Origin of the sequence: Vibrio sp. 1CM7H (genome assembly GCF_023161645.1) — a bacterium.
Lineage (GTDB): Bacteria > Pseudomonadota > Gammaproteobacteria > Enterobacterales > Vibrionaceae > Vibrio > Vibrio diabolicus.
The window spans coordinates 130911-154003 of the sequence record NZ_JALNTV010000005.1 but is presented as its reverse complement, the minus strand read 5'-3'; the positions used below and the strand labels follow the sequence as shown (position 1 = coordinate 154003).

Annotated in this window: 22 protein-coding genes and 1 tRNA gene; 15 read left to right on the top strand and 8 right to left on the bottom strand. The window is 46.5% G+C overall.

Annotated elements, in window-relative coordinates; translation table 11 throughout:
- Genes MSG33_RS18155 through MSG33_RS18105 form a run of 11 tightly spaced genes read left to right on the top strand, consistent with a single transcriptional unit; the run spans position 1 to position 11200 of the window.
- A complete protein-coding gene (locus tag MSG33_RS18155) occupies positions 1-369 on the top strand; it encodes a 3-hydroxyacyl-ACP dehydratase (protein ID WP_248381651.1) in 369 nt (122 codons plus the stop codon).
- On the top strand, positions 362-2065 hold the full coding sequence (locus MSG33_RS18150; RefSeq protein WP_248381649.1) for a glycosyltransferase family 2 protein: 1704 nt from the start codon (positions 362-364) through the stop codon (positions 2063-2065). The genes MSG33_RS18155 and MSG33_RS18150 overlap by 8 nt, the downstream gene beginning before the upstream one ends.
- Positions 2052-3605 carry an aromatic amino acid ammonia-lyase gene (locus tag MSG33_RS18145; protein WP_248381647.1) on the top strand — a complete coding sequence of 518 codons (1554 nt, stop codon included), beginning with the start codon at positions 2052-2054 and terminating at the stop codon, positions 3603-3605. Before MSG33_RS18150 ends, MSG33_RS18145 begins: the two co-directional genes overlap by 14 nt.
- Entirely contained in the window at positions 3605-4051 is a 447-nt protein-coding gene (locus tag MSG33_RS18140) for an acyl-CoA thioesterase (RefSeq protein ID WP_005388315.1), read from the top strand. Before MSG33_RS18145 ends, MSG33_RS18140 begins: the two co-directional genes overlap by 1 nt.
- Positions 4051-4671 carry an outer membrane lipoprotein carrier protein LolA gene (locus tag MSG33_RS18135; RefSeq protein ID WP_248381683.1) on the top strand — a complete coding sequence of 207 codons (621 nt, stop codon included), beginning with the start codon at positions 4051-4053 and terminating at the stop codon, positions 4669-4671. The genes MSG33_RS18140 and MSG33_RS18135 overlap by 1 nt, the downstream gene beginning before the upstream one ends.
- Positions 4643-6985, top strand: coding sequence for an MMPL family transporter (locus MSG33_RS18130; RefSeq protein ID WP_248381645.1), 2343 nt, complete (start codon positions 4643-4645; stop codon positions 6983-6985). The genes MSG33_RS18135 and MSG33_RS18130 overlap by 29 nt, the downstream gene beginning before the upstream one ends.
- Complete coding sequence (locus MSG33_RS18125; protein WP_104969184.1) at positions 6982-7593, top strand: DUF3261 domain-containing protein; 612 nt, start codon at positions 6982-6984, stop codon at positions 7591-7593. The genes MSG33_RS18130 and MSG33_RS18125 overlap by 4 nt, the downstream gene beginning before the upstream one ends.
- 20 nt (positions 7594-7613) lie before the next feature.
- Entirely contained in the window at positions 7614-8801 is a 1188-nt protein-coding gene (locus MSG33_RS18120) for a beta-ketoacyl-[acyl-carrier-protein] synthase family protein (RefSeq protein ID WP_213903594.1), read from the top strand.
- Complete coding sequence (locus MSG33_RS18115) at positions 8794-9258, top strand: hotdog family protein (protein WP_248381643.1); 465 nt, start codon at positions 8794-8796, stop codon at positions 9256-9258. Before MSG33_RS18120 ends, MSG33_RS18115 begins: the two co-directional genes overlap by 8 nt.
- Complete coding sequence (gene fabG, locus MSG33_RS18110; RefSeq protein WP_029837311.1) at positions 9255-9980, top strand: 3-oxoacyl-ACP reductase FabG; 726 nt, start codon at positions 9255-9257, stop codon at positions 9978-9980. The genes MSG33_RS18115 and fabG overlap by 4 nt, the downstream gene beginning before the upstream one ends.
- A complete protein-coding gene (locus tag MSG33_RS18105; protein WP_248381641.1) occupies positions 9977-11200 on the top strand; it encodes a beta-ketoacyl-ACP synthase in 1224 nt (407 codons plus the stop codon). Before fabG ends, MSG33_RS18105 begins: the two co-directional genes overlap by 4 nt.
- 95 nt (positions 11201-11295) lie before the next feature.
- Here the strand turns inward: MSG33_RS18105 and MSG33_RS18100 are convergent, their stop codons facing one another.
- Both MSG33_RS18100 and MSG33_RS18095 read right to left on the bottom strand, forming a co-directional pair.
- Entirely contained in the window at positions 11296-12987 is a 1692-nt protein-coding gene (locus tag MSG33_RS18100) for a class I SAM-dependent methyltransferase (RefSeq protein ID WP_248381639.1), read from the bottom strand.
- 163 nt (positions 12988-13150) lie between these two features.
- Positions 13151-13227, bottom strand: a tRNA-Arg gene (locus MSG33_RS18095).
- Positions 13228-13430: 203 nt separating this feature from the next.
- On the opposite strand from MSG33_RS18095, the gene folD reads away from it, so the two are divergent.
- Positions 13431-14291, top strand: a complete 861-nt coding sequence (folD, locus tag MSG33_RS18090) for a bifunctional methylenetetrahydrofolate dehydrogenase/methenyltetrahydrofolate cyclohydrolase FolD (protein WP_053807108.1) — start codon at positions 13431-13433, stop codon at positions 14289-14291.
- Between the two features lie 67 nt (positions 14292-14358).
- Here the strand turns inward: folD and MSG33_RS18085 are convergent, their stop codons facing one another.
- The 4 genes from MSG33_RS18085 to MSG33_RS18070 form a co-directional block, all read right to left on the bottom strand.
- Positions 14359-15558 carry a NupC/NupG family nucleoside CNT transporter gene (locus MSG33_RS18085; RefSeq protein ID WP_248381637.1) on the bottom strand — a complete coding sequence of 400 codons (1200 nt, stop codon included), beginning with the start codon at positions 15556-15558 and terminating at the stop codon, positions 14359-14361.
- A gap of 257 nt (positions 15559-15815) precedes the next feature.
- Positions 15816-16760: a LysR family transcriptional regulator gene (locus MSG33_RS18080; protein ID WP_203342194.1), complete on the bottom strand. Its 945-nt coding sequence runs from the start codon at positions 16758-16760 to the stop codon at positions 15816-15818.
- 91 nt (positions 16761-16851) lie between these two features.
- The gene (locus MSG33_RS18075) at positions 16852-17823 is read right to left on the bottom strand and encodes a lytic murein transglycosylase (RefSeq protein ID WP_048626139.1); all 972 of its coding nucleotides are present in this window, start codon (positions 17821-17823) and stop codon (positions 16852-16854) included.
- Positions 17824-17871: 48 nt separating this feature from the next.
- On the bottom strand, positions 17872-18153 hold the full coding sequence (locus tag MSG33_RS18070) for a YcgL domain-containing protein (RefSeq protein WP_005382303.1): 282 nt from the start codon (positions 18151-18153) through the stop codon (positions 17872-17874).
- Between the two features lie 197 nt (positions 18154-18350).
- On the opposite strand from MSG33_RS18070, the gene minC reads away from it, so the two are divergent.
- The 3 genes from minC to minE are packed head-to-tail and all read left to right on the top strand — an operon-like array spanning position 18351 to position 20109.
- On the top strand, positions 18351-19013 hold the full coding sequence (gene minC / locus MSG33_RS18065; protein WP_005382304.1) for a septum site-determining protein MinC: 663 nt from the start codon (positions 18351-18353) through the stop codon (positions 19011-19013).
- A 17-nt stretch (positions 19014-19030) separates the two neighbouring features.
- Complete coding sequence (gene minD, locus MSG33_RS18060; protein ID WP_005388331.1) at positions 19031-19843, top strand: septum site-determining protein MinD; 813 nt, start codon at positions 19031-19033, stop codon at positions 19841-19843.
- A 2-nt stretch (positions 19844-19845) separates the two neighbouring features.
- Entirely contained in the window at positions 19846-20109 is a 264-nt protein-coding gene (minE, locus tag MSG33_RS18055) for a cell division topological specificity factor MinE (protein WP_005396037.1), read from the top strand.
- 76 nt (positions 20110-20185) lie between these two features.
- Here minE and rnd read toward each other — a convergent pair whose 3' ends face one another.
- Entirely contained in the window at positions 20186-21304 is a 1119-nt protein-coding gene (rnd, locus tag MSG33_RS18050; RefSeq protein ID WP_248381635.1) for a ribonuclease D, read from the bottom strand.
- Between the two features lie 79 nt (positions 21305-21383).
- Positions 21384-23075 carry a long-chain-fatty-acid--CoA ligase FadD gene (gene fadD, locus MSG33_RS18045; protein ID WP_248381633.1) on the bottom strand — a complete coding sequence of 564 codons (1692 nt, stop codon included), beginning with the start codon at positions 23073-23075 and terminating at the stop codon, positions 21384-21386.
- Between the last annotated feature and the right edge of the window lie 18 nt (positions 23076-23093).

Here is a 23093-nt window from a genome sequence, read left to right as displayed (position 1 = left end):
ATGGAAAAAAGAAAACCAACTATTCAGAATATTGAAGTGAGTGACCACACCGCAGAGCTGTCGCTGCGTGTGGATGCTGACATCTTAGATTTCCAAGGTCATTTCAGTCACTTTCCTCTTTTACCCGGCGTCACTCAAATTGACTGGGCGTTGTTCTACGCCGTTCAACATTTGAACACCCCCAAGGTATTTAAAGGAATGGAAGTCATCAAATTTCAAGAGCCGATTCTGCCAAACACCGACGTTTGTCTCTCACTCTCTTGGGACAATGAGCGCGAGAAATTGACCTTTAAGTACACATCGAAAAACGGTGAAACCTTGGTGACTCACTCTTCAGGCAAAATGAAACTGGGTGAGTCACGTGAGTGATTACCGTCCCTGCTTTTTAATTCCTTGCTACAACCACGGCAGCACAATTGCAGACGTGGTTGCATCGTTATCCTCTTTCGATTTGCCAGTGCTGGTCGTGGACGACGGCAGTAATGAAGACACCAAACAAGCGCTTTCAGCGTTGAGTGAGCAAGGGCTGATAAAACTGATTAGTTTGAGTGAAAACCAAGGCAAAGGTGGCGCGGTGATGGCTGGCCTACATCAAGCTCACCAACTTGGTTTTACGCACACCATTCAAATCGACGCAGACGGTCAACACGACCTAGAAGCATTGCCGAAGTTGCTCAGCGCCAGCAAAACAAAACCAGATAACCTGATTTCGGGCCAACCGATATACGACGAGAGCGTACCTAAATCCCGTTTGTATGGTCGCTACGCTACGCACGTTTGGGTGTGGATAGAAACCTTGTCACTGTCTATCAAAGACAGCATGTGCGGTTTTCGCGCCTACCCAGTGGCGAAAACGGTCGCCGTGTTGAACAAGTACAACATCGGCAAACGCATGGATTTTGATATCGAAATTCTGGTGCGAATGTACTGGGAAGGCGTCGATATTGATTTTGTTCCAACTCGCGTGATCTACCCTGAAGGTGGCATTTCCCACTTCGACGCATTGTGGGATAACGTCAAGATAAGCTGGATGCACACTCGCCTATTTTTTGGCATGTTGCCGCGCATTCCTTCGCTACTCGCCAAAAAGCGCCGTCACACAGATGACAGCAATACCCACTGGTCGAAACGAAAAGAACAAGGCACAATTTTAGGCATCAAAACCTTGCTCGCGGTTTACCGCTTGTTCGGTAGAAAAGCGTTCGACCTGATTTTAAAGCTAGTCATGCGCTACTACCACTTCACGGGTAAATCAGCCCGCGAAGCGTCTGAGATTTACCTGCAAAACTTGCAGCGCTACGCAGCGCAGCAGAACATCGCGCTACCAAAACAGTTGGACAGCTATCATCATCTGCTTTCTTTTGGGCGAACCATGCTCGACAAACTGGCAGCATGGCAAGGTGACTTTAACGTCGATAACCTAACCATTCACGGCCAGCATCATTTCGAAGAGATGGCGCAGAAAAAACAAGGCGTGCTCATTTTAGGCTCGCACCTTGGCAATATCGAACTCTGCCGCGCGCTTGGTCGTCGACACTCTCATGTCAAAATCAATGCCTTGGTATTTACCCAACACGCTGAACAATTTAATGCGGTAATGAAGGCGGTAAACCCAAATTCGGAACTGAATCTGATTCAAGTCAGCTCAATGGGACCAGACACCGCGATTCTGCTTCAACAAAAAATCGAGCAAGGCGAATGGGTAGTGATCGTTGGCGATCGCACTTCCACCAGCAAAGAAAATCGTGTCATTTGGGCAGATTTTCTTGGTAAACCCGCACCATTCCCGCAAGGCCCATTCATGCTGGCCTCGGTATTAAAAGCGCCGGTTTACCTACTCTTCGGCCTACGCGACGACGAAGCAAACACTCCGCATTTTAATGTGTACTTTGAACACTTTAGTGACCAAATCACGCTACCACGCAAGGAGCGTCAGCAGGCACTAGAACGCGTTGTTCAACAGTACGCACAAAGATTAGAACACCACACACTGCAAGCGCCGTTACAGTGGTACAACTTTTTTAACTTCTGGACTTTAAGTAATCAGCCACATGACAAACAATAATAATCACAACATCACTTTTGGTGCCCAATCTTTAACCATCGAAGATGTCGTTGCCATTGCTCAAGGTGCAAAGGCAAACATGAACACCTCGCCAGAATTTACCGCGAAAATTGATCGTGGCGTGGCGTTTCTGGAACGATTACTGAAAGAAGAAGGCGTTATTTACGGCGTGACTACGGGTTACGGCGATTCATGTACTGTGGCGATTCCACCTGCTCTTGTGGATGAACTTCCGTTGCACCTTACGCGCTTCCATGGCTGTGGCTTAGGTCAAATCCTTTCTCATGAACAAGCTCGCGCGGTGTTGGCGACACGTTTATGTTCATTGTCGCAAGGCGTATCTGGCGTGTCTCACGATCTGTTGAACCAAATCGTTACGCTTATCAATCACGACATTGCGCCGCGTATTCCACAGGAAGGCTCGGTGGGCGCAAGTGGCGATTTGACGCCTCTGTCGTACCTAGCGGCGACCTTAATTGGCGAGCGTGAAGTGCTTTACAAAGGCGATGTGCGACCAACACAAGAAGTGTTTGCAGAGCTGGGCATTGAGCCAATTCGCCTAAAACCAAAAGAAGGTTTGGCGTTAATGAACGGTACATCCGTGATGACTGCCCTCGCCTGTCTTGCCTACAAACGCGCAGAATACCTAGCGCAGCTTTGCACCAAGATTACCGCGATGGCCTCTGTGGGTATGCAAGGTAATGACTTCCACTTTGATGAAGCGTTGTTTGCGGTAAAACCTCACCCTGGTCAACAGCAAGTTGCGGCTTGGCTGCGTGATGATCTCAATGCTGAACGTCCGCCACGCAATAGCGACCGACTGCAAGATCGTTACTCGCTGCGTTGTGCGCCACACGTGATTGGCATGGTTCAAGACTCACTGCCTTGGCTACGTCAATTGATTGAGAATGAACTAAATAGTGCCAATGACAATCCAATTATCGATGGCGACAACGAGCGCGTTCTGCACGGCGGTCACTTCTACGGTGGTCATATCGCAATGGCGATGGACACATTGAAAGTGAACATTGCCAACTTAGCTGATTTACTGGACCGTCAGATGGCGCAACTGATGGATTACAAGTTCAATAACGGCCTGCCGTTTAACTTAACCGGTGCAGAAGGCGAACGTAAACCGATCAACCACGGCTTTAAAGCGGTTCAGATTGGTATCTCAGCTTGGACGGCAGAAGCGTTGAAAAACACCATGCCAGCGAGCGTTTTTTCTCGCTCAACCGAATGTCACAACCAAGACAAAGTGAGCATGGGCACCATTGCGGCTCGTGATTGTCTACGCGTACTTGAGTTAACAGAGCAAGTTGCTGCGGCTTCACTCCTAGCAAGCGTTCAAGCGGTTGAGATTCGTCGCCGTCATAACGAATTGGACGAACACCACATGAGTCAGAGTTTGCGAGTAATTCGTGACGCCGTACTGAGCGAGTTTGAATTTGTGATTGAAGATCGCCCGTTAGAACAAGATTTGCGTCATTTCATTGAACGCATTCAGCAACGTCATTGGCCACTCTACGCGGAGGTATAATGCAAGAGCAGGTTCTCTACCCATTAGAAGCGGAGGTGACTATGGTCACCTCATTCCAAGATGCTGACCCGATGGGCGTGATATATCACGGCAACTTCTTTCGGTATTTTGAAGAAGCGCGTCGTGTGCTGATGGAGAAGATCCAATACAGCTATCGCGATATGCAAGACTCTGGGTACATGTGGCCGATCATCGACACGCGCGTTAAATACGTGAAGGCGATTCCGTTTAATCACACCATTCGTATTACCGCGCAACTCACTGAGTGGGAAAACCGCTTGCGTGTGGATTACGTGATTTACGACGCCGAAACGAATCAACGTATGTGCAAAGCGCATACAACGCAAGTCGCCGTATCCATTGAAAAGCAAGAGATGTGCTTTGTGTCTCCAGCAGTCTTTTTAGATAAAGTAGAGCAATGGCACAACCATGGGAGCCTGAACTAATGCAAAAGTGGTTACTCTCTTTTTTGCTGATATTTTCTGTTCCAGCACTGGCCACACCTACAGCAAATGTAACGGATTTGGCATCGCTTCAACAGCAGTTGTCTCAGCATGAAATCGTACGCGGAGATTTTACGCAGCAGCGTCATCTGGAAATGTTTAGTCAACCTTTAACCTCTAAAGGTCAGTTCACACTGAGCAAAACACATGGCTTGTTGTGGCAACAAACAGAACCTTTCGCAGTCAATTTGGTATTGACGGAAAACAAACTTCGTCAGACTTTTGCCGACCAAGCACCGAAAACGATCTCTGCACAAGAAAACCCAATGGCGTTCTACTTTAGCCATGTGTTTTTATCCGTGTTCCACGGGGATACTTCTGCACTGCAAGAACAATTCGCACTCGATTTTTCAGTTGAGAACAATCAGTGGCAGCTCGTTTTAGTGCCAAAACAGTCGCCATTAAATGCGGTGTTTCAATCCATCACCCTTTCCGGTAAAACGCATATTGATAGCCTAACCCTGCAAGAGCTGCGCGGCGATAAGACCGAAATCACGTTTACGAACCAGACCTCTCTACCTCAGGAACTCACGGATGCCGAAGACGCTCAATTCCGTTTCTAAACTCAGTCTCGGCACTCATACCTTTGCTCTGGTTTGGCTCAATCTCGTTGTTTTAGCGGGCGCGTTGCTACTCAAACAATGGGTTTGGAGTGCAGAATCTCCGATTGAGACCAACATTTTAAAACTGCTGCCTAAGAACCAACAAAACCCGGTGGCTGAGCAAGCCTTTGAGTCGGTCTCGGCAAGTATGAGCGACAAAGTCATTTTCGTGATCACAGCGCCGGACAAAAATGCCCTTTTTGCAGCGGCCGCTGAATTTGATAAGGGGTTACGCCAAAGTAATCATTTTCGCGATGTGGTGGGAAAAATCTCACCTCAAGAACAGCAAGCTTGGGCGAGTTACTACTTTAAGCACCGCTTCCAATTGCTGACGCCTGAACAACGAGAGCGTTTAAGCCAAAATCCAGAACAGCAAGTGCAGCATGTGATTCAGTCGCTGTACAACCCGTTTTCTGGAGTGACCGGGCAAGAGTTACAAAATGACCCTTTCTTGCTATTTCGTGATTATTTAAGCCAAGTTACCCAGCAATCGTCCTCTTTCCGATTGGATAACGGCTATCTGTCCGTCGAAAAAGACGGTGCTCAATACTTGCTTATTACTGCCGAGCTAAAAGACTCACCTTATAGCCTAACTGGGCAGCTTGCAGTCCCTGATATTCAAGCGCTAGAACAAGGCGTCGCGCAGAAATATGGCGCTGAAGTCGCACATACTGGCGTTCTATTTTACGCCGACTTTGGTACGCAAAGTGCAAAATCGGAGATCAGTACCATCGGTGTATTCTCTCTACTCGGTATCATTGCATTGTTCTTGCTGGTCTTTCGTAGTGTAATGCCTCTGTCTCTCGCACTGCTTTCCATCACCATTGGTTTGCTCGTTGCGTTGTCCGTTACGACGTGGATTTTTGGAAAAGTCCATCTGTTCAGCTTAGTGTTTGGCGCAAGTTTAATCGGTGTGTCTATCGACTACGCATTCCACTACCTAACGGAACGTCTTGCGGCGGGAAATGAATGGGATAGCGAGCAAGGGTTAAAGCATATTTTCATAGCGATCACACTTGGCTTAATCACCAGTTTGATCGGCTATTTGGGCATGTTAGTGGCACCGTTTCCTGGTTTGCAGCAGCTTGCGCTGTTTTCATCCATTGGTCTGATTGCGGCTTACATCACCGTGGTGGCTTGGTATCCGATACTGGCTCGTAACCCATCGCGCACCATTTCGACTTTACCGGGACAATCACTGTTGGCGAAATGGTTAACGCTTTGGAATCAACCTCGAATTAAAGTCGGATTACCGATGTTATGTGTGGTTGCGAGTGGCTTTTTCTTGCTGCAATTGAACTACGATGACGACATTCGTCTGCTGCAAACGATGCCGAACGATCTCAAGCAGCAAGAAACCTTGATTACGACGCTCAGTGGCATGCAATCTTCGCAGCAAATGTTGGTCGTTACCGCCGACGATGACGAAAACCTAATGAAAAAGCTGGAGTCTTTGACGCCAACTTTAGAAGCGTGGAAAGCGGACAGCACCATCGAAAGCTACCAGAGTCTGAGTCGCTACTTGAGCTCAGTGGAACGTCAGCAACAAGACTATCAATTGATTCGCGATCTTTACGCGACACAATCCAGCCCACTTGCTTCCGGGCTGAGCTTAAGTAAAAAGCCTAAAATGGACGCCGACTTTATCCCTGTCACGGTTGAGCAGTACTTGCAAAACCCGGTATCAGCACCTGTACGTTTTCTTCATTTGGGTAAGATCAAAGGAAAATCGGCAACGGTTGTGGTGTTAAACCAATTGCAAGACTCCGCCGTTGTTAAGGCATTTTCCAAATCACAGTCTGATGTTGTCTACCTAAACAAAGCTGAAGAAATATCCACCCTATTTGGTGAATACCGAATCAAAATCATGGAGCTATTGGTAGCCGCCAGTGCTGTGATCGTTCTGGTGTTAATCAAGCGGTACGGTCTGCAACACAGTTGGCGAGTTTTACTGCCATCATTGATTGCTTGCGCCTGCGGTCTGGCAACTGCTGTCGCGATGGGAACAGCGTTAAACCTGTTCAACTTGCTTGGCTTGGTGCTCATTCTTGGGATCGGAATCGATTACACTCTGTTCTTTGCCGAGAAAGCCCGCAGCGTGAGCACACTATTGGCGATCACCCTTTCGGCAATAACTACTGTGCTGTCATTTGGGTTGCTGTCACTAAGCCAAACTCACGCGATTCACAGTTTCGGCATTACGGTGTTAAGTGGTATTTTTGTCGCTTGGCTGCTCTCTCCGATTGCGATTAAAACAGAGGAAACGACGTCATGATTTTTAACCATGCTTTTCGCTGCGCGACGTTAATCGCACTGAGTCTGTTTTTAAGTGCATGTAGCTTGGTACCTCACCAATCGACGCCTCAGGTCGATATTGCCGAGCACACCCAAGTTAGCTTGCCCACTCCCGCCAGCTTGGGTTATCAGTTGACTGCCAGTCAGTTGATTACGGCTTCTTGGGCAATAGATGGCAAACCCACATCTGAGCAACTTCCGGTACAACTGCAAGTGACCAACAACGAAGTGGTGCTGGCAGGCTTCTCATCCTGGGGGACGAGAGTACTCTCACTGTCTTACGATGGAGAACAAATTCAAACCGAAGTGCTCAACGGTTTACAAGGTTCGCTACCGCAGCCAGAACAGGTATTATTTAACCTGATGATCACGCTCTGGCCGAGTTCCGCTTGGGAAGGCTCGTTAAATGAGGTAAGGTGGCGAATTATTGATAAAAATAATTCTCGCGCCATCTTTGATAGCGACGGTGAAAAGATCATTGAGATTCAATACAGCTCTTCTAACAAGTTAGAGGGTAAGATTGATTTTCATCACCTCAAACATCAGTTTTCAATTTCTATTCAAACACTGCAACATCAGATTAATTAAGAACAATTTAGAATAACAATATGCCTATTCGCTCTTCTCAACCTTTGTATATTCAGGCCTGTGGCTTTCACTCTGCCATGGGACAAGATGACGCGCTCATCCACCAGTGTTTATCGGGAGCGAAGCCATCCAACATGGTGGTTGACCGAGATATTTTAAATTCAGGCCGCCAAACAGTAATCGGTCGAATCGCACAGACGTTACCGCAATTACCACCCGCACTCAGCCAGTTTGATACGAGAAACAACCGCCTCGCACTTTCGGCTTTGCAGCAAATCGAAGGCGACGTGCGTGACGCCATTGCTAAATATGGCCGTGACCGTATCGCAGTCGTGATCGGCACCAGCACATCTGGCATTTCAGATGGCGAAATCGCATTTGGTGAAAAGCTGGCAAAGGGTAATTTTCCTGCCGACTACCATTACACCAAACAAGAGCTTGGCAACTGCAGCGATTTTATTGCCGCCTACTTTGATTTGAGCGGCCCACATTACTCAGTTTCAACCGCCTGTTCTTCTAGTGGTCGTGTCTTTTTAACCGCGCAACGCCTGATTCGCTCTGGCATTGTTGATGCGGTTATTGTAGGTGGTGTGGATACCATTTGTCGCCTCACACTAAACGGCTTTAACGGTTTAGAAGCACTATCCGATACTCTTTGTAAACCGTTTGACCAACATCGCAACGGCATCAATATCGGCGAAGCCGCAGCATTAATGTTGCTAAGCAAAACACCTGCGCCCGTTGCTCTTCTCGGAGCTGGCGACAGCTCAGACGCACACCATATTTCCGCACCACATCCAGAAGGGTTAGGCGCAGAAGAAGCGATGAAAAAAGCGTTGGCCAATGCAGGACTTACAGCGCAAGACATTGGTTACATCAACGCGCATGGCACAGCAACGCCGTTAAACGATGCGATGGAAAGCAAAGCCATTCATCGCTGCTTTGGAGACTCCGTTCCCGTAAGCTCGACAAAGCCACTTACCGGACACACATTAGGCGCAGCAAGTGCAACGGAAGCCGCTATCGCTTGGCATATTCTCAAGTACAACCTTGATTTGCCAATACAACACTGCGAAACCAAAGCAGACGATATCCATATATCGTTAGTTGAGACGCCAACCAAACTGGGTAACAAAGCGATTCTCAGCAACTCTTTTGCTTTTGGTGGCAATAATATTAGTCTTATTTTTGGTTACGCTCATGACTAAACTTCCTCCCATCGAACAACTTTTGCCACACGACAAACCAATGATCTTGGTCGATCGTGCTTTAGATGTTCAACAAGATACGATTCACTGCCAGGTTGATATCGCAGAACACAACCCGTTCTTCGACTCGGCCTCTCAAACTGTGCCAGCTTACGTTGGCATTGAGTTTATGGCGCAATCTGTCGCGGCGTGGTCTGGTTACCACGCATTAATGAAAGAACAAGCGCCACCGATTGGCTTTTTACTTGGTAGCCGTCGATACACGTCTGAATGCGATACGTTTTCTCGCGGACAGATGCTCGATGTGTATGCTGAAAAAGTTATGGAAGATAACGGTATGGCGGTTTTTTCAGCCCGTATTGAGCTACAAAGAACTGTTGTAGCGACTTGCCAATTGAACGTTTACGTTCCATCAGAAGAAAAATTACAAGAAATGAAAATCAGGAGTCAACAATGACCCGACAAGTCCTCGTTACAGGTGCCAGCAAAGGCATCGGTAAAGCCATTGCCGTTCAATTAGCCAAAGATGGTTTCCAAATCATTGTCCATTACATGGGCGATCAACAAGGCGCGCAAGACACCCTAAACACCATCGAACAGCATGGTGGTAGCGGTCGTCTTATCCAATTCGACATCAGTGACCGTGCAGATTGTCGTGAGAAGCTAGAAGCCGATATCGCCGAACACGGCGCTTACTATGGCGTCGTAAACAACGCTGGCATCACAAAAGATACCGCTTTCCCTGCGATGACCGAAGAAGAATGGGATGGTGTGATTCATACCAACTTAGATAGCTTCTACAACGTTCTTCACCCTTGTGTTATGCCAATGGTGCAAAAGCGCAAAGGCGGCCGAATTGTTACCCTTGCATCAGTCTCTGGCCTAATGGGTAATCGTGGCCAAACCAACTACAGCGCAGCAAAAGCGGGCGTAATTGGTGCGACAAAATCACTCGCACTTGAACTGGCAAAACGCAAAATCACCGTTAACTGCGTTGCACCGGGACTTATCGACACAGGCATGGTAGACGAACACGTAAAAGAACACGCGATGCCGCAAATTCCTTTGCGCCGCATGGGAGAGCCAGAAGAAGTTGCTGGTTTAGTCAGTTACCTTATGTCTGACATCGCAGGCTATGTAACTCGCCAAGTCATTTCGGTAAACGGAGGCCTAGTATGAGCCGTCGAGTTGTTGTAACCGGAATGTCAGGTGTGACTGCGTTTGGTAACGATTGGCAATCTGTCGAGCCAAAACTGCGTGACTGCCAGAACGCGACGCAATACATGCCTTCTTACGAACAGTATGATGGCTTGAACACCAAGCTCGCGGCACCCATTTTAGATTTTGATCTGCCAAAGCACTACAAGCGCAAACAAGTACGTGGCATGGGGCGCGTTTCCAAATTAGCGACCGTCGCGACAGAAAACGCACTAAGCCAAGCAGGTTTGATTGGTAACGACGTGCTAACCAACGGTCAAACGGGTATCGCATACGGCTCATCAACAGGTAGTACCGACGCAATCGGCGCATTTGGTGTCATGCTGAATGAGAAAACCACTAAAGCGATCACCGCAACGACTTACGTGCAGATGATGCCGCACACTACGGCAGTGAACGTTGGTCTATTTTTCGGTTTGAAAGGCCGAGTGATCCCAACCAGCAGTGCATGTACCTCTGGCAGCCAAGCAATTGGCTATGCCTACGAAGCGATCAAACACGGCTACCAAACGGTCATGGTTGCTGGTGGCGCTGAAGAATTGTGCCCAACGGAATCCGCTGTCTTCGATACCCTTTTTGCTACCAGTCTGAAGAATGAAGACCCGAAAAGCACACCAAGACCTTATGACTCCGATCGCGATGGTTTGGTGATTGGTGAAGGTGCGGGAACGCTGGTTCTGGAAGAGTACGAACACGCCGTCGCTCGTGGCGCGAAAATCTATGCAGAAATCATCGGTTTTGCCAGCAACTGTGATGCCGCACACGTCACTCAACCACAGATGGAAACCATGCAAATCTGTATGGAAATGGCTTTGCAAAACGCGGGGATTACTGCTGAGAAGATCGACTATGTATCTGCTCACGGCACTGCCACCGACCGCGGCGATATTGCAGAAAGCAACGCAACAGCGAATGCTCTGGGCAAAGTGCCAATCAGCTCACTCAAGAGTTACTTTGGCCACACACTAGGCGCGTGTGGCGCAATTGAAGCGTGGCTAGGTTTAGAAATGATGCACACGGGTTGGTTCAACCCAACGCTCAACCTAGAAAACCTCGACGAGCAATGTGGCGATTTAGACTACATTGCCGGACAAGGCCGAGAGCTGGACGTGAGATATTTGATGAGTAACAACTTCGCCTTTGGCGGCATCAACACCTCCATCATCTTTAAAAAGATGTAATGCCCTTAGTAAATGCAAAAGCGCTGGTTAACCAGCGCTTTTTTGTTAGTTACCAATCAAACTTCATTTATCACGAGGTAATAGCAAACGAGATATTACCATTCCGCGATACACAGGCGACTTTTAACACCACGAATTTGTAATCCCATCGCTTCAAAGACATGCTCAAAATCTTGGCAAGATGCTGGCACATTAGGTAGCGACAATGAAGCCTCGGTAAAAAATGTCCGACTCAAATTATCCGCCTCTCCCCAAGCTAACTGCCACCAATCCAAAATTCGCGGCTTGGATGCGTTTAATCGATAGCTAGCAGGAATACGATCACGCTTGTTTAGGTTTTCAACCTTAGATGTTGGTAGTAAGTTCCACTTATCATTGTTGGGCCAATAAGCAAATGGCAAACAGTGATCAACGTGATACTCATTTCGTAATTTGCTTCCACTCCATACACTGACAATGTCGCAATGGCTGAGCTTCAACTGTTCAATTCTCTTTCGCACGACTCGCGTATCATGGTCTTTATCAATCCAGACCAAACAATCGTGATACGTTTGCAGTGGAATACCCCGCTCTTGATTAGACTGAAATCGTTGCATTTCCATAATCCATTGGTTGACTACCAGCGGCTCAATCCAAGAGTTATACAATCGAAAACAATCCCAAAGGCTTTCATCCAACACAAACAGCCCATAGCTTTCGAGGAACTCACTATCCACAACAATTGAGCCTTTAGGCTTTTTAGCTGAACGAATCATTTCAAAGTAAGGGTTTGATTTATCGCCCTGATAGGTAAAGGCGACGGGGCCATCTTTTATGGTTTTTAAGCTATCTTTTATTGCTTTATCCAGCGCCACTGCGTCTTCGCCAAAAAATGTCGCGCCTATAGCAAGATCATCAGGACTTAAATGGGAAAGCCTGCCCCAACCTTCCGGCTTGATAAATCCTAGCCCTTTAGACGAGTTCGAGCTTTGCTGGATGTTCTCTTTATCGATTAAACGCTTAAATTGACGAATCCAATATAAGCCAACTAACCCTAATGGGATGGCAACTTTACCTTCGCTGCGATCAACCACTGCACCAGAATGAGCGTCTGCAATACGTAGTAAAGTACGCAGTAGTGCGAGTTTATAGGTAGCCGATTTGGAATCATTGACGATAATGTGGCGAACCTTATTCAGATCACCAGAACCATCATCAGGCAAAGACATCACTACCGTTTGCCAAGATACGCCCGTTCGCTTTAACTGATCATCATCGAGAGATACGTTTCTCACCATTAACGCGCTATTCTTTGCAAACTTTTCGAGCTCTTCAACCGATACCGGATAAGCTTTACGACCGTCAGAAAAGTCACCGTGACGGAGGCTAATCACCAATCGACCATTAGGCGCTAACAAATTTGCAAGTTTGCGAAATGCACGTTCACGGTGCGTAGGCGCAAGATGCATCCATACCGCACTGATAAGAATTAAATCGAAGCGAAAGCCAAGATTAATGGTTTTCTCAAGCTTAGGTAATGCATCTTCAAGCCAAGTAACGGAATCGCCACAGTATGACTTACCAAGCCTTAGAAGTGCTTGAGCAGGCTCAATCGCAATAACTTCACACCCATGTTCAGCCATCCATTTCGCGTCTCGACCAGAGCCCGCGCCAACATCTAACACGCGATCTCCAGCCTGGGGCCAGAAAACTCTCCAACTCGCGTGGACATCCTCAAACTGGAGCGATGTGTATTGCTTCGCGAAAGAGTCGGCGTGTTGGTCATAAAAATTAGAAGTGGCAGGCATAAAGACTAACGAAAGATAATTAATATGCGTCCATATTAATTGCTAGAAATTGCAATGGCTAGAATACCATTCAAAAGTTGTAGATAGAGTGGTAATTACAGCCAAAAACCTAAAAACGACAAAGCCCCGACAACTCAAAGAGTTATCGGGGCTTTTGAATAAATGGCACGCCCTATTGGATTCGAACCAATGACCACATCCTTAGAAGGGACGTGCTCTATCCAGCTGAGCTAAGGGCGCGCTACAGGGACAGGATTATACGAGTTCAAACGGGTAAATCAACGGGTTTTCATAACATTCTGATCTGAATGCCTAAAAAAAGTCCATCAAAACGCTTAATGTTCAAAAACACCACAAGGCAAACGTTTGCGTATGGATGTTAATAAGAAATTCTGCGACAATGCGCCGCAGATAATTTGCCTTCTTAATTTATAAGGAAAGTCATGACTGCTCAAAATATAGACGGAACTCTCATTTCCCAAACTGTTCGCTCCGAAGTGGCTGCACGTGTTAAAGCGCGTGTTGAAGCTGGGCTACGTGCTCCTGGTTTAGCAGTGGTTCTAGTTGGTGAAGATCCTGCTTCTCAGGTTTATGTCGGCAGCAAACGCCGCGCATGTGAAGAAGTTGGGTTTGTTTCTAAGTCTTTTGACCTTCCTGCGTCTAGCTCAGAAGAAGAGTTACTAGCGCTGATTGATGAATTAAACAACGATGATGAAATTGACGGAATTCTAGTGCAATTACCCCTTCCTGCGGGCATCGACACAACACATATTTTAGAGCGCATTCACCCAGAGAAAGACGTGGATGGCTTCCACCCTTACAACGTTGGTCGTCTTGCGCAACGTATTCCAAAGCTTCGCTCTTGCACGCCAAAGGGCATCATTACCCTACTCGACCGTTACAACATTGAGCTACGTGGTAAACATGCTGTTGTGGTCGGTGCATCAAACATTGTTGGTCGTCCAATGACACTTGAGCTGCTGCTTGCGGGCTGCACGACAACAACATGTCACCGTTTTACCAAAGACCTAGAGAGTCATGTACGTCAAGCTGACGTTGTCGTGGTTGCGGTTGGTAAGCCAAACTTCATCCCTGGAGAGTGGATTAAGAAAGGTGCAGTGGTTATCGATGTCGGCATTAACCGTCTTGATTCAGGCAAGCTAGTTGGCGACGTGGAATACGATAAAGCACGTGAAAGTGCGAGCTTTATTACTCCTGTCCCTGGTGGTGTTGGCCCAATGACCGTCGCAAGCTTAATTGAGAACACGATGCTCGCTTGCGAACAGTTCCACACGGACAAATAACGTAAACTTCAGATACGAAAAAGGCTCCGCAAGGAGCCTTTTTGCTAATTTTAGATATCTATTTCAATTACAGACTTAAAATCACGCCCGCAATCGAAGCGCTCATTAAGTTCGCCATCACACCAGCGATAATCGCACGGAAACCATGCTTAGAAACAAATGCACGCTTTTCTGGTACCAATGAGCCCAACCCACCAATCAGCATCGCCATGCTTGAGATGTTTGCAAAACCACACAAAGCAAACGTCACGATTGCTTGTGAGTGTTCACTGAGTTGAGACTTCACTTCAGCAAGCTGGATGAAGGCAACGAACTCATTCACCACAACCTTATTACCAATCAGCGAGCCTGCTGTGGTTGCTTCTTGCCATGGTACACCTAATAACCAAGCGACAGGTGCGAATACATAACCTAGGATCAGCTCGAAGCTTAGTGGCGTCCCAACAAGGTCACCAATCCAACCTAGCATGCCGTTTAACATTGCAATGACACTGATGAAAGCCAATAGCGTACCACCTACCGATACAGCAATGCGTACACCCGCCATGGCACCATCGGCTAATGCTTCTACTACGTTGGTTGCACGTGGAATTTCAACTTGGCTAATGTCGATATCTGCTGCTTTATCCGTATCTTCTGGCATTAAAATTTTTGCCATCAGCAAGCCCGCAGGTGCCGACATAAATGCAGCAGCAATAAGATAGTTAAGGTCGACGCCCAGTGATGCGTAACCGACCAACGTTCCACCAGCAACAGAAGCCAAACCACCTGTCATCACCGCAAAGAACTGCGAGTCAGTCATGTGCTTTAGGTATGGCTTTACCATCAATGGCGCTTCAATGGTGCCAACAAAAATATTCGCCGTTGCAGACAAAGACTCCGCGCGACCGATACCCAGCAGCTTTTGAATACCGCCACCGATAAAGTTGATGATTTTTGGCATCACACCAATGTGATAAAGACCTGAGATAAGAGAGGAAAAGAAAACGATTATACCCAGAACATTGATCGCAAAGGTGAAGCCCCCTGTCGCCAAATTACCGAATAAAAACGCAATGCCCTCTTGACCATAGTTGATCAAATTCGACACTACGCTGCTCACTGAATTCAGCGCATCTCGTCCTGCTGGTACATATAAAACCAACAACGCAAACAGTACCTGCAAAGCAAACGCAAACGACACTGTTCTCAGCTTTATATTTTTTCTATTTGTAGAAAGTAGCCATGCTACGAATAGTATGGCTACGATACCAATAATTGAGTTCATAAAATGAATCCGACAGAAGGGGGATATGGAAGGCACCGGATTGTATAGCGGACTCAAAATGCTGCAAGTTGAGGATGTTAACAGTGTGAAAAGTTTAAGCGCCCAATAATTGACCTTAATTATAAGGCATTGAATTATATAAATATAAACGTTTGCTTATTTTTATTGTTTCTATATGGAAAAGATGTTTCTAGTTCTGGAAAAATTTTTGTGAAGTGAATCACCTTATGTGCCGTTCAATAACGTCATTGATCCTGTTACTTAGGAATAGATATGTAAGGCGCTAGACGTTGATCCCAATGACACGGGTTACCGATCTTCTGTTTGATGAAGTTAATCACTGCGGATATTTTTTTGGGCATATGTTGGCGGCTTGGATACACCGCATAAAACGGCATCGACTGGCTTGCTTTCCAGTCCGGTAACAACTGTATTAACTTACCCGTTCTAAACTCATCACCCAGTAAGTAAGTGGCAAGGTAGGCAATGCCCCAACCTGCAATAGCGGCATCCCGAACGGCTTCTGCCAGATCCACTGAATAGTTGCCCGAAACTTTTACGTTCAACTCCTGCTGATCTTTAGTAAACGCCCACCCCGTATAGTCACGCTCCCAGCTTCTGTATATAAGACAGTTGTGAGAAGACAAGTCATCCGGCTCTGTTGGCGTATCATGTTTCAATAAGTAATCTGGTGATGCCGCCACAACAAACTGGCAATCCGTCAAACGCTGCGCAATGTAGCCTTCAGGCAAATGCTCGTTGTTGGTCACCCATAAATCGAGCCCTTCGGCTAACATATCGACCTTATAGTCAAACAAATGCACCTCCACTTGAAGTTGAGGATACAGTTCGCGCAACTCTTGAATTGCAGGGATAATGTGCAAGGTACCGAATGATTGCGACAAACCAAGACGCACTAAGCCTGCCACTTCATCCCGCTGGGTTTCCATCTCTAATGTGGCACTGCTCACCGCTTGTACTACTTGCTCACAGTGATGAAAAAAGGTTTTCCCTGCCTCAGTCGGCGTAAAGCTTCGCGTAGTGCGTTGAACAAGCTTGATATCAAGAGAGGCTTCTAGCTGGCTCAACTGCTTACTCACATGAGACACCGACACGCCTAAGCTCTTTGCAGCCGCTGTGAAGCTTTTATGTTTAAGAAGAGCGGAGAAGATCACCATTTGTGCAGCACGTTCAGATAACACGCTTTACCTCGATTTGATTATAGGAAAAACAAAGGACTCCGAAGAGCCCTCATATTGAATACTGGATGCCAAGTGATTATTTGATAACAGCTCAGTATTTAATTCGGTCAGCCAAGTGACTCACGGCGAGTGCGAAGTAGTAAGAGCGGTTCCACTTCATCAGTACGTTGTAGTTATTGTAAACCAGATACGTACGACCATTTTCGTCGTCCGGCATGATCAACCATGCTTTGATGTCTTCATCCAGTTTTGGCAACGGACTACCGTCGTATTTTGTGATGCCAAGTTTGCTCCACTCCTGAAGGTATTTACCTTTTTCAGCTGTGCGCCCTTCTAAGCTGCGATCAATGCCTTTAGGAACTTTCACTTGGCGACCCCAAGTGTATTTGTCATCCCAGCCGGACTTGCTCAAATAGTTAGCGGTTGATGCAAATACGTCGGCTTCAGATTGCCAAATGTCTTTTTTACCATCCCCGTTGCCGTCAGCGGCAAAACGTAGGAAAGAGCTTGGCATAAATTGACACTGTCCCATCGCACCAGCCCAAGAACCTTTAAAATTATCTAGCTCGATATGGCCTTGATCGAGGATCTGCAATGCCGACATGGTCTCTTTACGGAAAAACTCTTCACGACGACCTTCAAATGCCATTGTCGACAACGCGTCAATCACTTTGAAGTTACCCGTAAATTTACCAAAGTTACTTTCTACACCCCACAGCGCCACGATAAAGCGAGGCTGCACACCGTACTCATCGCCTATACGCTTTAGCTCGGTGTAATGCTCTTTATAGAGTTGTCTTGCTTGCTTCACCTTCCATTCAGGCACCGCGCGAGGAATGTATTCATCCAACGTCAGTTTCTTCTCTGGCTGGTTTCGGTCCGCTTTTACTGCTCGAGGCTTGTACTCAACATTCGCAAAAGCAGCACTAATGACCTGCTCTGAGATACCTTTATCACGCGCTTCAGCACGCAGCTTATTCAAGTATTCATCGAAACCCTCGCTACTTGCAAAAGCCGAGGTACACACACCAACGCTAAGCATGGTAGCCAGTATTTTTTTCATATTGCCCTCCTTGAGCAAGGCAGAAATCCCAGATGAAAAACGATGACGTTATTCGCCTTTCTGCTGGGCTTTTTGTTCTTTGTACTTTTCTAGTAGGTTCTCCGGCGGAGGCGGAACCTGCAAAAAGAAGCCATCATTTTGCAATGAAGCCTTCACTTTTTCGATATCAACTTGTGCCAATTTACGGCCATCAAGTTTAATCGTCATAACAGCGATAGGCTTACCGAACATCTGCATTAAGGTGTCAGGAACCTGTGAAAAATCATCCTTTTTCGGAATATAGAGATAAGTACCTTCTTTTTTCGAGCTTTTATAAATAGAACAAAGCATGACACGCCTTTTATGCTGATTTAGCCGCGTTGAGTGCGGATTAGGTTGAAAACGTCAAATTCTCGCAAACTTAATAGCAAATTTGAGATTAATTCACCTATTTGCCCACGAGAGAACTTGCTGCGTCAAAGGATGAAATATAACATGACAGACCTAGTTTAAGGCAACGCTCTTTCAATAAAGGCAAGAAGTCCACGATGACCCATTCACCAGACCTTAAAGGTAGCAGTTTTACATTGTCAGTTTTACACCTTTCTGACAATGAGATCGCAAAGACTGTCGAATTTTTGCAAGAAAAAGTTTCTCAAGCACCTTCTTTTTTTGCATCCGCGCCTTTGGTAATCAATATAGCAAAAGTACAAGGCGACATTGATTTCCCTAAGCTTAAACAAGGCATCTCAGATGCTGGTTTTATTCCGGTCGGTGTAACGGGCTGTAAAGACAAGCGTGTACAAAATCTTGCTTCCGAAGCTGGCTTCGCCATTATGTCGGCAAGCAAATCACCAAGCCAGGCGCCAGCCAAAATGGCACCAACGAAAGTAGTTCGCACGCCTGTTCGATCAGGACAACAGATCTACGCGAAAGATGGTGATTTGGTGGTGTTAGCGCACGTAAGTGCTGGTGCTGAAGTCATCGCTGACGGCTCTATTCATATCCATGGCACACTTCGAGGCCGTGCGATTGCAGGCGCAAGTGGTCAGCAGGAAGCGCGTATTATTTGCCACGATTTACAAGCAGAACTGGTATCCATTGCGGGTGACTACTGGTTAAGCGATCAAATTGAAAGCGAGTACTGGCAAAAGAAAGTAATGATCAGTAAAGCCGATGAATCATTACATTTAGAAGTTCTCGCGATTTAATCTAAAAAGGAAAAAAAATGGCACGCATTATTGTAGTAACGTCTGGTAAAGGTGGCGTTGGTAAAACCACTTCAAGCGCAGCCATCGCCTCTGGTCTAGCTCTGAAGGGAAAAAAGACCGCGGTGATCGATTTTGATATCGGTTTGCGTAACCTCGACCTAATCATGGGCTGTGAGCGCCGTGTCGTGTATGACTTTGTAAACGTCATTAACGGCGAAGCGACATTAAACCAAGCGCTGATCAAAGATAAGCGCACGGACAATCTATTCATTCTTCCTGCTTCTCAAACTCGTGATAAAGACGCACTGACAAAAGATGGTGTTCAGCGCGTATTCGGCGAACTTGATGAAATGGGCTTTGATTTCATTATTTGTGATTCACCAGCAGGTATCGAACAAGGCGCATTGATGGCCTTGTACTACGCCGATGAAGCCATTGTCACAACGAATCCAGAAGTCTCTTCTGTGCGTGACTCTGACCGCATTCTAGGTATTTTAGATTCTAAGTCCCTGCGCGCAGAACAAGGGCTAGAGCCAGTAAAACAGCACCTGCTACTGACTCGCTACAACCCATCTCGCGTCACTCAAGGCGAAATGCTAAGCGTTGAGGACGTAGAGGAGATCTTACATATTCCACTACTGGGCGTGATTCCAGAAAGCCAAGCCGTGCTTAACGCGTCAAACAAAGGTGTGCCAGTCACTTTTGACGATAACACCGATGCAGGTATGGCTTACTCTGACACCGTTGATCGCTTATTAGGCAATCAGGTTGAATTTCGTTTCCTTACTGAGGAGAAGAAAGGACTCTTTAAACGACTCTTTGGAGGCTAGACATGTCATTATTAGAATTTTTCCGCCCACAGAAGAAAACTTCTGCGAATCTAGCTAAAGAGCGTTTGCAAATCATTGTTGCTGAGCGCCGCAGCCAAAATGATCCTGCGCCTTCTTACTTGCCTCAATTGAAAGAGGACATCTTGAAGGTGATCAGTAAGTACGTGGCAATTGATCCAAATATGGTTGACTTAACATTTGAGCACAAAGACGACGATATCTCAGTTCTTGAGCTCAATGTGAAGCTACCAGACGACGAGAAGTAATCAGTTTCTCTCGCGAGACGAATACTCTAATTAGAACGAAAAAGGTTGGCATCGAGGCCAACCTTTTAATCATTCATTATTTTAACGCTTTATTCATCTTATCGCCCAGCAGGTCCAAACGCCAGCCCTGCATCAAGTCAGGCAACACTTCTGGATCGCGATCTTTTTTCCACACCCAACTGATCAGCTGATTAATCTGCTTTTTAGAAGCAAGGAACTCCGTTGCTAAGCCAGACTTCTGCGACGCCGATTTCACTATGTCTTTCATATTTTTGAAGACTTGTTTGTAACCTGGATAATCCATTAAGCGTTCAATTTTCGCCGGATACTCTTCAGAAGGAGTTTGCTTCGCTTGTTTAACAATCGCGGCAATCTTCGCGCCATGGCGGTTAATCGCTCGAATATCAATATCTTCCGCTTCCATCTTCTTAAAGTTAGTTAAGCCAAGACGAGCGACTGTTAACAGGTCACCTTCTTTGAAGATAAAATTCAGCGCTAAATCTCGTTTGATTGCTTCACGGTAACGCCACGTCGCTAGAGGCTTTAAAATCGCCAGTTCAGAAGGTTTTAACTGCCAAGCACCTTTAATATCAAGGTAGGCATTCTCCTCATTAGTGACGCGAATGCGTTTTGAAACCAACAAATCACTTTCTTGTTGTACGGCTTCCCACCAACCTGCTTGCGTCACCTTATCGAGCAGCTTTTCGTATAACGGTAACAAGTAATGAACATCTGCGGCAGCATAATCTAATTGCTTTTGTGTCAGTGGACGAGCCATCCAGTCAGTACGTGATTCACTTTTGTCTAGCTCAACACCTAAATATTCTTCCACCAGCGTTGCAAAGCCTGTTGATAGACCGTGGCCAAGAAAGGCCGCCATCAACTGAGTATCTACCATAGGGAACGGCGTACAACCAAATGCATTTTGGAAAACTTCTAAATCTTCACCGCAGGCATGCAGCACTTTTAACACGGAAGTATCTTTTAATAGCGCTACGAACGGCGTCATATCCGTTAATTCGGTCGGATCAATCAGCGAGAGGCGATTACCATCGAAAAGCTGAATCAGACCTAACTGCGGGTAGAAAGTGCGAATACGGACGAATTCGGTATCCAGCATCACTACATCTGCCCCTCGGGCGTGAATGCAAACTTCTTCTAGGTCTTTGTTTTTGGTAATAATTTGATAATTCACATACTTCTCGCTATAAAAAATGCCAGCAAAACGCTGGCATTCTATCATTTTTTAAATCTCTCGACTCGACGAAATCGGCTTATGCGCTTTTCTTCGCAAGTTCAGCGTCATTCTCTTCGCGTAGAACACGACGCAAGATCTTACCGACATTGGTTTTAGGTAAGTCTTCACGGAACTCAACCAACTTAGGTACTTTGTAGCCAGTTAAGTGCTGACGACAATGCGTAATCACTTCATCTTTGGTCAAGCTCGGGTCGCGCTTCACGACGTAGATCTTCACTAATTCACCAGAGACTTCGTGCGGTTGACCAATAGCAGCCACTTCAAGGACTTTGCCGTGTAGCGCTACAACGTCTTCGATTTCGTTCGGGTAAACATTAAAGCCTGATACTAAGATCATGTCTTTCTTACGGTCAACGATGTGCAAGAAGCCTTCGTCATCGAACTTAACAATGTCGCCCGTTGATAGCCAACCGTCTTCGTTGATCGTATCTTTCGTTGCTTCAGGTCGTTGCCAGTAGCCTTGCATAACCTGAGGACCACGAACTTGAAGTTCACCAGTTTCAGTATTCGCAAGAGCGTTGCCTTCTTCGTCCACAATGCGAACTTCCGTTGATGGCACAGGCAGACCAATCGATCCATTGTATTCAACAAGGTCATGCGGGTATGCCGCAACCAATGGAGAACACTCGGTTAGGCCGTAACCTTCTAGTAGGTAACAACCCGTGGTCTTTTGCCATCTTTCTGCTACTGAGCGCTGCACTGCCATGCCGCCGCCAACGGCTAAACGTAGGTTACTGAAATCCAACTCGTGGAAGTCTTCGTTGTTGATCAAAGCATTAAATAAGGTGTTCACGCCCGTAATCGCAGTAAACGGATGCTTTTGTAGTTCTTTCACGAACCCTGGAATATCTCTAGGGTTCGTAATAAGTAGGTTACGGCCACCCATTTCGACAAACAGTAAACAGTTTACGGTAAGAGCAAATACGTGATACAGCGGTAACGCTGTCACGACTAACTCGCGCCCCGGAGATAAAACCGGCCCGTACGCGCCTTTCGCCTGTAAAACGTTCGCAATCATATTACGGTGAGTCAGAATCGCACCTTTCGCGACGCCTGTCGTACCGCCCGTGTATTGCAGGAATGCAATGTCATCCCCAGACATAAACGGTTTAACGTATTGTAGACGACGACCTTTACGTAGAGCCTGACGCATTGAGATTGCACCAGGTAAATCGTACTTAGGCACCATGCCCTTAACGTACTTCACGACAAAATCGACAATCGTACCTTTCGCTCGTGGCAGCATTTGACCAAGGCTGGTTAACACCACGTGTTTAACTGGTGTTTTATCGACGATTTGTTCTAGCGTGTTCGCAAAGTTAGATACAATCACAATCGTCGTCGCACCTGAGTCATTCAATTGGTGCTCAAGTTCACGAGGAGTGTAAAGTGGGTTAACGTTTACGGCGATACAACCTGCACGCAAAATACCAAACAACGCCACTGGGTATTGCAGTAGGTTTGGCATCATCAGAGCAACACGGTCACCCTTTTGCAGTTTTAACTCGTTTTGCAGATACGCTGCGAATGCGCGACTACGCTCTTCCAATTTACGGAAGGTCATAACCGAGCCCATGTTCATGAATGCTGGTTGGTCTGCATATTTTTGTATAGACTGCTCAAACATTTCTACCAAAGACTCATATTGCTCTGGATTAATGGTTTCAGGTACGTCACTTGGATAACGTGAAAGCCATGGTTTATCCACGATGTTACTCCTCGTTTA

Coding starts and splice junctions, on each gene's coding strand:
- MSG33_RS18155 (WP_248381651.1), top strand. CDS start 1: ATGGAAAAAAGAAAACCAACTATTCAGAATATTGAAGTGAGTGACCAC.
- MSG33_RS18145 (WP_248381647.1), top strand. CDS start 2,052: ATGACAAACAATAATAATCACAACATCACTTTTGGTGCCCAATCTTTA.
- MSG33_RS18140 (WP_005388315.1), top strand. CDS start 3,605: ATGCAAGAGCAGGTTCTCTACCCATTAGAAGCGGAGGTGACTATGGTC.
- MSG33_RS18135 (WP_248381683.1), top strand. CDS start 4,051: ATGCAAAAGTGGTTACTCTCTTTTTTGCTGATATTTTCTGTTCCAGCA.
- MSG33_RS18130 (WP_248381645.1), top strand. CDS start 4,643: ATGCCGAAGACGCTCAATTCCGTTTCTAAACTCAGTCTCGGCACTCAT.
- MSG33_RS18125 (WP_104969184.1), top strand. CDS start 6,982: ATGATTTTTAACCATGCTTTTCGCTGCGCGACGTTAATCGCACTGAGT.
- MSG33_RS18120 (WP_213903594.1), top strand. CDS start 7,614: ATGCCTATTCGCTCTTCTCAACCTTTGTATATTCAGGCCTGTGGCTTT.
- MSG33_RS18115 (WP_248381643.1), top strand. CDS start 8,794: ATGACTAAACTTCCTCCCATCGAACAACTTTTGCCACACGACAAACCA.
- fabG (WP_029837311.1), top strand. CDS start 9,255: ATGACCCGACAAGTCCTCGTTACAGGTGCCAGCAAAGGCATCGGTAAA.
- MSG33_RS18105 (WP_248381641.1), top strand. CDS start 9,977: ATGAGCCGTCGAGTTGTTGTAACCGGAATGTCAGGTGTGACTGCGTTT.
- MSG33_RS18100 (WP_248381639.1), bottom strand. CDS start 12,987: ATGCCTGCCACTTCTAATTTTTATGACCAACACGCCGACTCTTTCGCG.
- folD (WP_053807108.1), top strand. CDS start 13,431: ATGACTGCTCAAAATATAGACGGAACTCTCATTTCCCAAACTGTTCGC.
- MSG33_RS18085 (WP_248381637.1), bottom strand. CDS start 15,558: ATGAACTCAATTATTGGTATCGTAGCCATACTATTCGTAGCATGGCTA.
- MSG33_RS18075 (WP_048626139.1), bottom strand. CDS start 17,823: ATGAAAAAAATACTGGCTACCATGCTTAGCGTTGGTGTGTGTACCTCG.
- MSG33_RS18070 (WP_005382303.1), bottom strand. CDS start 18,153: ATGCTTTGTTCTATTTATAAAAGCTCGAAAAAAGAAGGTACTTATCTC.
- minC (WP_005382304.1), top strand. CDS start 18,351: ATGACCCATTCACCAGACCTTAAAGGTAGCAGTTTTACATTGTCAGTT.
- minD (WP_005388331.1), top strand. CDS start 19,031: ATGGCACGCATTATTGTAGTAACGTCTGGTAAAGGTGGCGTTGGTAAA.
- minE (WP_005396037.1), top strand. CDS start 19,846: ATGTCATTATTAGAATTTTTCCGCCCACAGAAGAAAACTTCTGCGAAT.